The following is a 12480-nucleotide window of genomic DNA, read 5'->3' on the forward strand; positions in this document are numbered from 1 at the left end:
GTGCATCAGTGTCCGTACGCGCGATCCGAGGGAGAACCGTGACCGACCAGCTCCACACCGAACTGCTCGAACTGGCACTGGAGGCCGCCCGGCGCGCAGGGGCGCTGCTGCGGGACGGGCGCCCCGCCGACCTGGAGGTGGCGGCGACCAAGTCCAGCCCCATCGATGTCGTCACCGAGATGGACATCGCGGCCGAGAAGCTGATCACCGGCTATCTCACCGGTCTGCGTCCCGACGACGGGTTCCTGGGCGAGGAGGGCGCGAGCGCCGAGGGCAGCAGCGGTGTCCGCTGGGTCATCGACCCGCTGGACGGCACCGTCAACTACCTCTACGGATTGCCCACTTGGTCCGTCTCGATCGCGGCCGAACAGGACGGCGAGACGGTCGCGGGAGTGGTGGCGGTCCCGATGCGCGGTGAGACGTTCCACGCGGTGCTCGGCGGCGGCGCCCACCTCGGCGGCGCGCGGCTGCGGTGCAGGCCCGCGCCCCCGCTCGACCAGGCGCTGGTATCGACCGGCTTCAACTACGTCACGACCGTGCGCACCCACCAGGCGGCCGTGGCCCAGCGGCTGATCCCGCAGCTGCGGGACATCCGGCGCGGCGGCTCGGCCGCGATCGACCTCTGTGACGTGGCCGCCGGCCGGCTCGACGGCTACTACGAGCGCGGGCTGCATCCCTGGGACCGGGCGGCCGGTGACCTGATCGCCCGTGAGGCGGGCGCACTGACCGGGGGACGGCCCGGGGAGCGCCCGACGGACGATCTGACGGTCGCCGCGCCGCCCGGTGTCTTCGAACCGCTCCAGGCGCTGCTGGAGCAGTACGGCGCCTGGCACGACTGAGCGCGGACGAGGCCCCCGGCACCGTCCCAGGTGCCGGGGGCCTCGTGGATGCGCTGTGCTGGTCCGGATGTCGGGCTGGTCCGGATGCGCTGTGCTGGTCAGGCGGCCGCGGTGTGGATGTCCACGCCGGACTCGGCGGTCAGGGCGGGCTCGACCGCCACACCGTGTTCGGCCGCGAGGCGGTGAAGATCGTCCAGCTCGCCCTGCTCGACCTCCGCCAGAAAGTCGTCGCCGGACTCGCGGGCACGCGTCAGGTCGGTCTGGGTGGCCTTTATACGCTGCAGCAGACCTGCGGTGAATGCGTCCATGGGTGCGCCCCCTCGTCGTGGGTCGGTGGCACGGGGGTGTGCCGAGGGTTGTCAACTGATCACGCGTCCCCGGTGGTGGCGGAGCGGGGTGTGGCGTGCCCCGTACAGGGCGTGATCGGCGGGTGTGCAGTCGTCCTCCCCTTGCTCTGCCTCAGAGAAACCTCAACCGCACCGGGAATCCCTGAATTCCCCGGCGTCCGCTGCCTTACAGCCGGTTTATGGCCGTACGGGGCAGGATGGAAGTACACACCCCATGCAAGACCTGCCCGGACACGGGCTGTAACGGAAGGACAAGCGCCGTGCGCGTACTCGTCGTCGAGGACGAGCAGCTGCTCGCCGATGCGGTGGCCACCGGACTTCGCCGGGAGGCCATGGCCGTCGACGTCGTGTACGACGGCGCCGCGGCCCTGGAGCGGATCGGGGTCAACGACTACGACGTCGTGGTCCTCGACCGGGACCTGCCGGTGGTCCACGGCGACGACGTCTGCCGCAAGATCGTCGAACTCGGCATGCCCACCCGGGTGCTGATGCTCACGGCTTCGGGCGACGTCAGCGACCGCGTGGAGGGCCTGGAGATCGGCGCGGACGACTATCTGCCCAAGCCCTTCGCGTTCACCGAGCTGACCGCGCGGGTCCGGGCCCTCGGGCGCCGTACGACGGTCGCCCTGCCGCCCGTCCTGGAGCGGGCCGGCATCAAGCTGGACCCCAACCGCCGCGAGGTCTTCCGGGAGGGCCGCGAGATCCAGCTGGCCCCCAAGGAGTTCGCCGTGCTCGAAGTACTGATGCGCAGCGAGGGCGCGGTCGTCTCGGCCGAGCAGCTCCTGGAGAAGGCCTGGGACGAGAACACCGATCCCTTCACCAACGTCGTACGGGTGACCGTCATGACGCTGCGCCGCAAGCTCGGTGAGCCCCCGGTCATCGTGACCGTCCCGGGCTCGGGCTACCGGATCTGAGCGCCCCGTGGCCAACACCCCGGCGGCGCCCGCGGCGCCGCCCAAACCGACCTGGGACCCGAAGAGCTCGGAGTCCCTCTCCCCGCTGCTGCGGCCGACCATCCGGATACGCCTGACGCTGCTGTACGGCGGGATGTTCCTGATCGCCGGGATCCTGCTGTTGACGATCATCTACATGCTGGCGGCGCAGGCGCTCAACGTCGGCGGCGAGCTGCCTTTCAAGATCGTCTCGGGTCAGGTCACCAGCGGAGTGTGCAACCTGCCCACCAACGGTGGTTCCGCGGACCAGTTCAACCAGGCGATGAACTCCTGCGTCAACCACCAGCGCCAGCAGGCGCTGGACCACCTGCTGGCCAGGTCGCTGTACGCCCTCGTCGGCCTCAGCATCATCGCCTTCGCCTTCGGCTACGCGGTGGCGGGCCGGGTGCTGTCCCCGCTCGGCAGGATGACCCGTACGGCCCGCCGCGTGGCCGGTACGGACCTGACCCGCCGGATCGAGCTGGACGGCCCGGACGACGAGCTCAAGGAGCTCGCCGACACCTTCGACGAGATGCTCGACCGGCTGGAGCGGGCCTTCACCGCGCAGCAGCGGTTCGTCGCCAACGCGTCGCACGAACTCCGCACACCGCTGGCCATCAACCGCACGCTCCTGGAGGTGCACCTCTCCGACCCGGGTGCGCCCGTCGAGCTCACCCAGCTAGGCAAGACGCTGCTGGCCACCAATGAGCGCAGCGAGCAGTTGGTCGAGGGGCTGCTGCTGCTGGCCCGCAGCGACAACCAGATCGTCGAGCGGAAGCCGGTCGACCTGGCCGAGGTGGCCACCCGCGCCATCGACCAGACCCTCGCGGAGGCCGCGACGAAGGGGGTGGAGATCCGCGGGGAGCAGTCGGCCGCGGTCGTCCAGGGCAACGGCATCCTGCTGGAGCGCATCGCCCTCAACCTCGTCCAGAACGCCGTGCGCTACAACGTCGCGGAGGACGGCTGGGTGGAGGTCACCACCGAACTGCAGCCGGGCCAGGCGCTGCTGGTGGTTTCGAACACGGGTCCCGTGGTTCCCGCTTACGAGATCGACAACCTCTTCGAGCCGTTCAGGCGCCTGCGCACCGAGCGGACCGGCAGCGACAAGGGCGTCGGGCTGGGTCTGTCCATCGCGCGCTCGGTCGCCCGCGCCCACGGAGGCCGTATCATCGCGGAGCCCCGCGAGGGCGGTGGCCTCGTGATGCGTGTCACGTTGCCTGTCTGAGCCGGTCGGCGGGGGTAGGCCGGATGTTCGCTTTGCGCGGAATTTTCGGGACGCGTTCCCGTAAGACAGATGTGCGATCGGTCACAGGGCCGATTTTCCGTCTACCTACTCTCCGTGATCCCCAAATCCCCGAAAACCCGGGAAAACCCTGGGTTTCCAGGGGGTGCGATCACGGGAAGTACACGGGGTGGTGCCCGCAAAGCACTACCCCGGGACCGTGTACGGTCCCGATCGCCATCCAAATCGATCTCTCCCCGGGGATCCGGTTGGGTGTCGATTGAGTAACAGACCTTGATGTGAGGCAAAATCTCCGCCTCGGGTCGGGCACAAGTCCGGCCTCTCACGCGTTACGTGCGCTGGAGACACCGCAAATACCCAGAGGGGGAGAGCGCGACATGGCTACGGATTACGACACTCCACGCAAGACCGACGACGACAGCGACCAGGACAGTCTGGAAGAGCTCAAGGCACGTCGGAACGACAAGTCGACAGCTGCTGTCGACGTAGACGAGTTCGAGCAGGCCGAGGGTCTTGAGCTGCCCGGCGCCGACCTGTCCAACGAAGAGCTGTCGGTCCGGGTGCTGCCCCGGCAGGCCGACGAGTTCACCTGCATGAGCTGCTTCCTCGTGCACCACCGCAGTCAGCTGGCGCGCGAGAAGAACGGCCAGCCCATCTGCCGCGACTGCGACTGAGGTAGTCGGCCGTGGCAGGCGCGACACCGTCCCGGAAGCGGCGCTTCCGGCGGAAGGGTTCCCCCGAGGACCAGCAGGGCGGCACGGGCCCGGCAGAAGGTGCGGAAGCACCCGCCGAGCCCCTCGCCCTCCGGCCCCCGGAGGAGGACGACCACGGGGCGAGCGCGCTCGTCAGCAGCGCACGTGACGACGAGCGGGGCCTCCCGGCCTCGCTCGACGAAGCGGCGCCCTTCGCTGCGGTGGCGCGGGGCGTGCAGGACGGACCCATGACCGGGGCCCGTCGGCTGGGTGCTCTCAGACACGGCATACAGCACGGGATACAGCAGGGCATCCAGAAGGGCGGCGAAGGCGCGAAGGCGGGGTTCGCGTACATCACCGACCGCATCATCGACATCGCACCACGGATCCCGGTCCGCGATCTCACGACGCTGCGCAAGCACTTTCCCGGTCTCGGACCGGAGGAGATCGCCGACCGGCTCGTCGCGGGCGCGGCCAACGCGACGTCCACTGTCGGCGCGGGCATCGGAGCGGCCGCGATGCTCCCCGTACCGCTCGCCATGCCGGCCGAGATCGCCGCGGAGATCACCGGGGTCGCGGCGATCGAGCTGAAGCTCATCGCCGAACTGCACGAGGTCTACGGGATGCGCCCGCCGGGCGGCCTCAAGGACCGCTCCACCGCCTATCTGCACGCGTGGTCGGGCGAGCGCGGCTTCGACATCACCAAGCCGGCCACGTTCACGGCGCTCGGCGGTCAGATGAAGCGCGAAATGCGCCAGCAGATCATGAAACGCACGGTCCGCGACCTGCCGAACCTGATGCCGTTCATGGTGGGCGCCACCGTCGGCGCCGTGATGAACCGCCGGGACACCAGGAAACTCGCCGACAAGGTGCGCAAGGACATGCGCAAGCGCCAGGTCCCCTGGGACGCCCTTCCCGAGCTGCCACCGCTGAGCCGGCCGAAGGAGCTCCCCGGCGGACAGGCCGAGGGGCTCTGAGCGTCCCCCGCGGCCGTCAGCCCCGGTCGGCGGCCACCGCGGTCAGCGCCGTCTTGAGCGCCTCGGGGTCGCGGGTCGAGAGATAGGCGTACGGCGTCGGGTCGGACGGGTCCGTGATCTCCACCCGCACTGCCGTCCGCACATAGCTGCGCATCAGCATGAAGGCGCGCGGATCGGCCTTGTACGAGCGCCAGGCGACCGTCTCCTCGGCGTCCAGCACCGTGGCCTCGCCCAGCGCCGACAGCGGGATCTTCGCGTCGCCCGCGACGAGCGAACCCGCGACGACCCGGATGCGGACCGAGCCGTACGAACTCACGATGATGCCCGCCACCGCCGCCCCGCCGACCAGGCCGCCGAGCATCGGCAGCGTGCCGAGCGGCAGGGTGATCAGCGCGCCCGCGATCCCGACGAGCAGGGCGATCAGCCACCAGGAACGGGGCGCGGTGAGACGTTCTTCGTAAGGCTGCATAAAGCCAAGCTTGGCATGGTGCCGTCCCCGCGTTGCCGCGCGGGTAATGTCTGCGGCTGTGACACGAACATCTTCAGCGCTGACGCCCCCGGCCGACGCCATAGCGCCCGTGCGCCACCACGATGCCCCGGCCCCCGGAGAGCTCCTCGGAGCGCACTACGCGCACTGTTTCGGCTGCGGCGAGGGACAGCCGCACGGGCTGCACCTCCAGGCGCGGGCCGGTGAAGGCGTGACCGTCACCGCCGAATTCACCGTGCAGTCCGCTCACCAGGGCGCGCCGGGCCTCGCGCACGGCGGTGTCCTGACCTCCGCGCTCGACGAGACGCTCGGATCGCTGAACTGGCTGCTGCGGGTCATCGCGGTGACCGGCCGGCTGGAGACCGACTTCGTACGGCCCGTCCCGGTGGGCACCGTGCTCCACCTCGACGCCCGGGTCACCGCGGTGAGCGGCCGGAAGATCTACTCCACGGCGACCGGCCGGATCGGCGGCCCGGACGGGCCTGTCGCGGTCCGCGCCGAAGGCCTGTTCATCGAGGTCAAGGTCGAGCACTTCACCGAGAACGGCCGGCCGGAGGAGATCCGGGCCGCGATGGACGACCCCGACCAGATCAAGCGCGTCCGCGCCTTCGAGGTGAACCCATGAGCCGTACCCCCGTAGACGTACTGATCCGCCGTGTCGACCCCGAGGTGCCGCTCCCCGCTTACGGGCACCCGGGCGACGCGGGCGCCGATCTGGTGACCACCGAGGCCGCCGAGCTGGCGCCGGGGGAGCGGACCGTGCTGCCCACCGGGATCTCGGTGGCGCTGCCCGACGGGTACGCCGCCTTCGTGCACCCGCGCTCCGGGCTCGCGGCCCGCTGCGGGGTTGCCCTGGTGAATGCCCCGGGGACGGTCGATGCCGGGTACCGTGGAGAGATCAAGGTGATCGTGGTCAATCTCGATCCGCGCGAGACGGTGCGGTTCGAGCGCTTCGACCGGATCGCCCAGCTGGTAGTGCAGCAGGTCGAGAAGGTGCGCTTCCACGAGGTGGCGGAGCTTCCCGGCTCGGCACGGGCCGGAGGGGGCTTCGGGTCCACCGGCGGACATGCCGCTGTGGGCGGGCCACAGGGTGGGAATCGATACGCATCGGTCGTATCCGACCGGGAAGGACAGTGACGTGTTCGGACGTCGCAAGAACAGCGGTTCCGACGAGGACCCGACGGGCGAGGCCGGGCAGTTCGACGACGGCGCCGGCGCCGGGAGCGATGAGTCGGCAGAGGTGAGCGGGGCACACAGGTCCGGCCTGCCCCCCGCCCCGCGGCCCGACGGCCCCTGGGACATCTCCGAGGTCCGTGAGGCGGCCGAGGGGCGGGTGGACCTCGGCGGTCTGTTCGTCCCCGGAGTCGAGGGCATGGAGCTGCGGGTCGAGGTCGCGGGTGACGCGATCGTCGCGGCGACGGTCGTCCTGCGCGACAGCGCGGTCCAGCTCCAGGGCTTCGCGGCACCGAAGAAGGAAGGCATCTGGGGTGAGGTGCGCGAGGAGATCGCCTCGGGCATCACCCAGCAGGGCGGCATCATCGACGAGGTCGAGGGGCCCCTCGGCTGGGAGCTGCGGGCCCAGGTGCCCGTCCAGCTCCCGGACGGTACGAACGGCGTGCAGCTGGTGCGCTTCGTCGGCGTCGACGGGCCGCGCTGGTTCCTGCGCGGTGTCATCTCGGGGCAGGGCGCTGTCCAGCCCGAGGCGGCCGGGGTGCTGGAGCAGATCTTCCGGGACACCGTGGTCGTCCGGGGCGAGGGGCCGATGGCCCCCCGGGACCCGATCGTCCTCAAGCTGCCGGACGACGCGCAGATGATGCCCGACGGTGTCCAGCAGGAGGACCAGGAGGGCTCGCGCTTCTCCGGTGGCATGGGCCAGCTCCAGCGCGGCCCGGAGATCACCGAGGTGCGCTGACCGCCGTACAGCCTGAACCACAGCACAGCACAGCACAGCAGGGCCGGTGGCCCGCACTCCCCGACGGGGGTGCGGGCCACCGGCCTTTCTGCTGGTCACAGCCGCGTGGGACCGGATCACAGGCCGCCGCGTAGGGATCGCGTCAAGGGCGGGGCGATCGCCGTATGGGTGGCGTCAACGAACGGCTGACGTGCCGTTCGAGGGGGTTTGCTCAGGGAGTCCGTTCTTCCGAATTCTCGAACTCTTCAGGAGCTCACGATGGCCGATGTGGCCTTCGTCGTCACCATGGTCGCGGTCTTCGCGCTGGTGGCGCTCATCGCCAAGGGGGTGTCGAAGCTGTGACCGGTTCTGCCGTTGAAGCGGTGATCGGCCTCGTGGTGGCCGTCTCCCTGCTGGGCTATCTCGTCCTCGCCCTCGTCCACCCGGAGAGGTTCTGAGTCCTGATGAGCCCCGTCCTCGCCGGTGTGCTCCAGATGCTCGCGCTCATCGTGGCGCTTGGTCTGGTCTACCGACCGCTCGGCGATTTCATGGCCCGCGTCTACTCCTCCGACCGGCATCTGCGGGTCGAGAAGTGGATCTACAAGGCCATCGGCGCCAACCCCGACTCCGCGATGCGCTGGCCGGCGTACCTCCGCGGGGTCCTCGCCTTCTCCCTGGTGAGCATCCTCTTCCTCTATCTGCTCCAGCGGGTGCAGGGTGGTCTGCCCGGCTCGCTGGGCTTCCGGTCGATCGACCCGGACCAGGCGTTCAACACCGCAGCCTCCTTCGTCGCCAACACCAACTGGCAGTCCTACTCGGGCGAGCAGGCCATGGGCCACGTCGTGCAGACCGGCGGCCTCGCGGTCCAGAACTTCGTCTCGGCCGCCGTCGGCATGGCCGTCGCGATCGCCCTCGTACGGGGCTTCGCCCGCTCCCGTACCACCACGTCCGGCGGTGAACTGGGCAACTTCTGGGCCGACCTGGTCCGCGGCACCGTCCGCATCCTGATCCCCGTCGCCGTCGTCGGCGCGCTGGTCCTGGTGGCGTGCGGCGCCATCCAGAACTTCGCGGGGATCCACGAGGTCGGGCAGTTCGGCGGCGGGTCGCAGCAGTGGAACGGCGGCGCCGTCGCCTCCCAGGAGGCCATCAAGGAGCTGGGCACCAACGGCGGCGGTTACTTCAACGCCAACTCCGCCCACCCCTTCGAGAATCCCAACGGCCTCTCCAACCTCCTTGAGGTCTTCCTGATCCTCGTCATCCCCTTCGCGATGACACGCACCTTCGGCCGCATGGTGGGCTCCCTCAAGCAGGGTTACGCGATCCTGGCGACGATGGTGACCATCTGGCTCGCCTTCACCGCCCTGATGATGTGGACCGAGTTCCACCACGGCGGCCCCGCCTTCGACATCGCGGGCGGCGCCATGGAGGGCAAGGAGACCCGCTTCGGTATCGGCGGCTCGTCGATCTTCTCGGTGGCGACCACGCTCACCTCGACCGGCGCGGTCAACTCCTTCCACTCGTCCTTCACCGGCTTCGGCGGCGGCATCACGATGCTCGGTATGCAGCTCGGCGAGATCGCGCCGGGCGGCGTCGGCTCCGGCCTCTACGGCATGCTGATCATGGCGGTCATCGCGGTGTTCATCGCAGGCCTGATGGTCGGCCGCACGCCCGAGTACCTGGGCAAGAAGATCGGCGTCCGCGAGATCAAGCTCGCGGCCTGCTACATCCTCGTCACCCCGGCGCTCGTCCTCTGCTTCACCGCGGCCGCGATGGCTCTCCCGACCCCCGGCCACTCGATGACCAACTCCGGGGCGCACGGCTTCTCGGAGATCCTCTACGCCTACACGTCCGGCGCCAACAACAACGGCTCGGCCTTCGCCGGGCTGGGCGCCGACACCCAGTGGTTCAACACCACCATCGGACTCGCCATGCTGCTCGGCCGCTTCGTACCCATGGTGTTCGTCCTGGCGCTCGCGGGCTCGCTCGCCGAGCAGCGCCAGATACCCGAGACCTCCGGGACCCTCCGTACCGACAAGCCGCTCTTCGCCGGGCTCCTCGTCGGCACGATCCTGATCATCGCTGGTCTGACCTACTTCCCGGCGCTCGCGCTGGGCCCGCTCGCTGAAGGGCTGGCGTCATGAGTACCCTCACCCCGGCCCGCGTCCCCCACCAGGACCCGTCGCAGGGCCCCAAGCCCGAAGGGCGCGTCGGCGGCGGTCTTTTCGACCCCCGGCAGCTGCTCAGGTCCTTCCCCGACGCGCTGCGCAAGCTCGACCCGCGGATCATGGTCAAGTCGCCCGTGATGTTCGTGGTCGAGGTCGGCTCCGTCGTCACCACGGGGTTCGCCCTGAAGGACCCCGGCGACTGGTTCGGCTGGGCCATCACCGGCTGGCTCTGGCTGACCACGGTCTTCGCCAATCTGGCGGAGGCGGTCGCCGAGGGCCGTGGCAAGGCCCAGGCCGACACGCTCCGCAAGGCCAAGAGCGACACCGTCGCCCGGCGGCTGGACGGCGCCGTCGAGGAGCAGGTGCCCGGCACCGAGCTGCGCATCGGCGACCTGGTGGTCTGCGAGGCCGGTGACATCATCCCCGGGGACGGCGATGTCGTCGAAGGGGTGGCCTCGGTCGACGAGTCCGCGATCACCGGTGAATCGGCCCCCGTCATCAGGGAGTCGGGCGGTGACCGCTCGGCCGTCACCGGCGGTACGAAGGTGCTGTCCGACCGGATCGTCGTCAAGATCATGACGAAGCCCGGCGAGACCTTCATCGACCGGATGATCAAGCTGGTGGAGGGCGCCGCCCGGCAGAAGACGCCCAACGAGATCGCGCTGAACATCCTGCTCGCCTCACTCACCATCGTCTTCCTGCTGGCGGTCGTGACCCTCCAGCCGTTCGCGACGTACGCCGGTGCGAAGCAGTCGATGATCGTGCTCACCGCACTGCTGGTCTGTCTGATCCCCACCACCATCGGAGCGCTGCTCTCCGCGATCGGTATCGCGGGCATGGACCGGCTCGTCCAGCGCAATGTGCTGGCCATGTCCGGACGCGCGGTCGAGGCCGCGGGCGACGTGTCGACCCTGCTGCTCGACAAGACCGGCACCATCACCCTCGGCAACCGGCAGGCCGCCGCGTTCGTCCCCGTCAGGGGCGTCACCGAGGCTGTGCTCGCCGACGCGGCGCAGCTCTCGTCGCTGGCCGACGAGACGCCGGAGGGCCGCTCGGTCGTCGTACTCGCCAAGGAGAAGTACGGGCTGCGCGAGCGCAGCCGCGGTGAGCTGACCGGGGCCGACTGGATCTCCTTCACCGCCCAGACCCGGATGTCGGGCGTGGACGCGGGCGGCCGCCGCATCCGCAAGGGCGCGAGCGGTTCCGTGGTGGCCTGGGTCAGGGAGAACGGCGGCCAGGTCTCCGAGGACGCGCAGACGCTCACCGATGCGATCTCGGAGGCGGGCGGCACCCCGCTGCTCGTCGCCGTCGAGGACGGGGAGGGCGCCCGGGTGCTGGGTGTCATCCACCTCAAGGACGTCGTCAAGGAAGGGATGCGGGAGCGGTTCGACGAGCTGCGCCGGATGGGCATCAAGACCGTCATGATCACGGGCGACAACCCGCTGACGGCCAGGGCCATCGCCCAGGAGGCGGGTGTCGACGACTTCCTCGCCGAGGCCACCCCCGAGGACAAGATGGCACTGATCAAGCGCGAGCAGTCCGGCGGCAAGCTGGTCGCGATGACCGGTGACGGGACCAACGACGCCCCGGCGCTGGCCCAGGCGGACGTCGGGGTGGCCATGAACACCGGGACCTCGGCCGCCAAGGAGGCCGGGAACATGGTGGACCTGGACTCCAACCCGACCAAGCTGATCGAGATCGTCGAGATCGGCAAGCAACTGCTCATCACCCGGGGCGCGCTGACGACGTTCTCAATCGCCAACGACGTCGCCAAGTACTTCGCGATCATCCCCGCGATGTTCGCGGTGGCGTACCCGAGCCTCGACAAGCTGAACATCATGCGTCTCTCGTCGCCCGAGACCGCCATCCTGTCGGCCGTCGTCTTCAACGCGCTGGTCATCGTCGCGCTGGTGCCGCTGGCGCTGAAGGGCGTGCGGTACAGGCCGACCGGCGCCGACCGGATGCTCCGCCGCAACCTCGGGCTCTACGGGCTCGGCGGCCTGATCGCACCGTTCATCGGCATCAAGATCATCGATCTGCTCATCTCCCTCATACCTGGTATCGGGTGACCATCATGAACAACTCCGTGAGCGGAACGGGCCGCCTGCTCTGGGCCGGTCTGCGCGCCCTTCTCGTCCTCACCGTCGTCTGCGGTGTGATCTACCCGCTCGCCGTCACCGGCGTCGCCCAGGCGGTCATGGGTCATCAGGCCAACGGCTCGGAGATCAAGTCCGGGGGCAAGGTGGTCGGTTCCTCCCTCATCGGGCAGCGCTACACCCTGCCGCTGAAGAAGGGACAGCAGACCCCCGCGCCCGACCTCAGGTGGTTCCAGCCGCGTCCGTCCAACGGCCTGGGCACCAACAGCGTCAACACCCAGTACAAGCTGCTGGTGTCCGGCGCGACCAACCGGTCCGGGGACAACGCCGAACTGATCAAGTGGGTCAAGGACGCCAAGTCCGCCGTCATCAAGGACAATTCGACCGCCGGGTACCGGGTGCGGCCGTCCGACGTGCCGGCCGACGCCGTCACCTCGTCCGGCTCCGGTCTCGACCCGGACATCTCCCCGCAGTACGCGAAGCTCCAGGTGCACCGGATCGCCGCGCGCAACCACCTCACGGTGGCGCGGGTCGACCGGCTGGTCGCCGACCACACCACCGGCCGCACGCTCGGCTTCGTGGGGGAGCCCCGGGTCAACGTCCTGGAACTCAACGTGGCGCTGAAGCAGCTGACCGGAGGCTGAACCCGACGTGGCACCCGAGCAGCCGGTCCGAGGCTGATCCCCCTGTGCCGCTGAAGAGGGCCCGCCTGCGGCTGATCAGGGGGCCAACCGCCCCTGCGGTACGGACTGCCCGGGAACCGGTCGCTCACGGTTCCCGGGCTTCCGTACGTCCTGACCGTGGCGCCCGC

At 69.7% G+C, this 12480-nt stretch carries 15 protein-coding genes; 13 read left to right on the top strand and 2 right to left on the bottom strand.

Annotated features, from left to right (window positions below; all coding sequences use genetic code 11):
• Positions 1 to 38 precede the first annotated feature (38 nt).
• Positions 39 to 839 (top strand): inositol monophosphatase family protein, encoded by an 801-nt coding sequence (locus OHB13_RS28495; RefSeq protein WP_266852222.1) that lies wholly within the window; start codon positions 39 to 41, stop codon positions 837 to 839.
• 98 nt (positions 840 to 937) lie between these two features.
• On the opposite strand, the gene OHB13_RS28500 is transcribed toward OHB13_RS28495, so the two are convergent.
• Positions 938 to 1147, bottom strand: coding sequence for a hypothetical protein (locus tag OHB13_RS28500; RefSeq protein ID WP_266852220.1), 210 nt, complete (start codon positions 1145 to 1147; stop codon positions 938 to 940).
• A 299-nt stretch (positions 1148 to 1446) separates the two neighbouring features.
• Between OHB13_RS28500 and OHB13_RS28505 the strand changes: the two genes are divergently transcribed.
• The 4 genes from OHB13_RS28505 (at position 1447) to OHB13_RS28520 (ending at position 5030) form a co-directional block, all read left to right on the top strand.
• The gene (locus tag OHB13_RS28505) at positions 1447 to 2100 is read left to right on the top strand and encodes a response regulator transcription factor (RefSeq protein ID WP_266852218.1); all 654 of its coding nucleotides are present in this window, start codon (positions 1447 to 1449) and stop codon (positions 2098 to 2100) included.
• 7 nt (positions 2101 to 2107) lie between these two features.
• Entirely contained in the window at positions 2108 to 3343 is a 1236-nt protein-coding gene (locus OHB13_RS28510; RefSeq protein ID WP_328378945.1) for a sensor histidine kinase, read from the top strand.
• 395 nt (positions 3344 to 3738) lie between these two features.
• A complete protein-coding gene (locus OHB13_RS28515; protein ID WP_164260119.1) occupies positions 3739 to 4035 on the top strand; it encodes a DUF4193 domain-containing protein in 297 nt (98 codons plus the stop codon).
• An 11-nt stretch (positions 4036 to 4046) separates the two neighbouring features.
• Complete coding sequence (locus OHB13_RS28520) at positions 4047 to 5030, top strand: hypothetical protein (RefSeq protein WP_328378946.1); 984 nt, start codon at positions 4047 to 4049, stop codon at positions 5028 to 5030.
• Positions 5031 to 5046: 16 nt separating this feature from the next.
• Here the strand turns inward: OHB13_RS28520 and OHB13_RS28525 are convergent, their stop codons facing one another.
• Positions 5047 to 5499: a DUF3093 domain-containing protein gene (locus OHB13_RS28525; RefSeq protein WP_266852212.1), complete on the bottom strand. Its 453-nt coding sequence runs from the start codon at positions 5497 to 5499 to the stop codon at positions 5047 to 5049.
• Between the two features lie 58 nt (positions 5500 to 5557).
• On the opposite strand from OHB13_RS28525, the gene OHB13_RS28530 reads away from it, so the two are divergent.
• The 8 genes from OHB13_RS28530 to OHB13_RS28565 all read left to right on the top strand — a co-directional run bounded on the left by OHB13_RS28530 (position 5558) and on the right by OHB13_RS28565 (position 12313).
• Positions 5558 to 6142 carry a PaaI family thioesterase gene (locus OHB13_RS28530; RefSeq protein WP_266852211.1) on the top strand — a complete coding sequence of 195 codons (585 nt, stop codon included), beginning with the start codon at positions 5558 to 5560 and terminating at the stop codon, positions 6140 to 6142.
• Positions 6139 to 6654 (top strand): dUTP diphosphatase, encoded by a 516-nt coding sequence (dut, locus tag OHB13_RS28535; protein WP_266852209.1) that lies wholly within the window; start codon positions 6139 to 6141, stop codon positions 6652 to 6654. The genes OHB13_RS28530 and dut overlap by 4 nt, the downstream gene beginning before the upstream one ends.
• Before the next feature lies 1 nt (position 6655).
• Positions 6656 to 7429, top strand: a complete 774-nt coding sequence (locus OHB13_RS28540; protein ID WP_328378947.1) for a DUF3710 domain-containing protein — start codon at positions 6656 to 6658, stop codon at positions 7427 to 7429.
• A gap of 207 nt (positions 7430 to 7636) precedes the next feature.
• Positions 7637 to 7771 (top strand): hypothetical protein, encoded by a 135-nt coding sequence (locus tag OHB13_RS28545; protein WP_266852205.1) that lies wholly within the window; start codon positions 7637 to 7639, stop codon positions 7769 to 7771.
• Entirely contained in the window at positions 7768 to 7866 is a 99-nt protein-coding gene (gene kdpF / locus OHB13_RS28550) for a K(+)-transporting ATPase subunit F (protein WP_266852204.1), read from the top strand. The genes OHB13_RS28545 and kdpF overlap by 4 nt, the downstream gene beginning before the upstream one ends.
• Positions 7867 to 7872: 6 nt before the next feature.
• Positions 7873 to 9549 carry a potassium-transporting ATPase subunit KdpA gene (kdpA, locus tag OHB13_RS28555; RefSeq protein WP_266852202.1) on the top strand — a complete coding sequence of 559 codons (1677 nt, stop codon included), beginning with the start codon at positions 7873 to 7875 and terminating at the stop codon, positions 9547 to 9549.
• A complete protein-coding gene (kdpB, locus tag OHB13_RS28560; protein ID WP_328378948.1) occupies positions 9546 to 11642 on the top strand; it encodes a potassium-transporting ATPase subunit KdpB in 2097 nt (698 codons plus the stop codon). Before kdpA ends, kdpB begins: the two co-directional genes overlap by 4 nt.
• A 5-nt stretch (positions 11643 to 11647) precedes the next feature.
• A complete protein-coding gene (locus OHB13_RS28565) occupies positions 11648 to 12313 on the top strand; it encodes a potassium-transporting ATPase subunit C (protein ID WP_328378949.1) in 666 nt (221 codons plus the stop codon).
• The last annotated feature ends 167 nt before the right edge of the window (positions 12314 to 12480 follow it).

This window comes from Streptomyces sp. NBC_00440, from assembly GCF_036014215.1.
Taxonomy (GTDB): Bacteria; Actinomycetota; Actinomycetes; order Streptomycetales; family Streptomycetaceae; genus Streptomyces.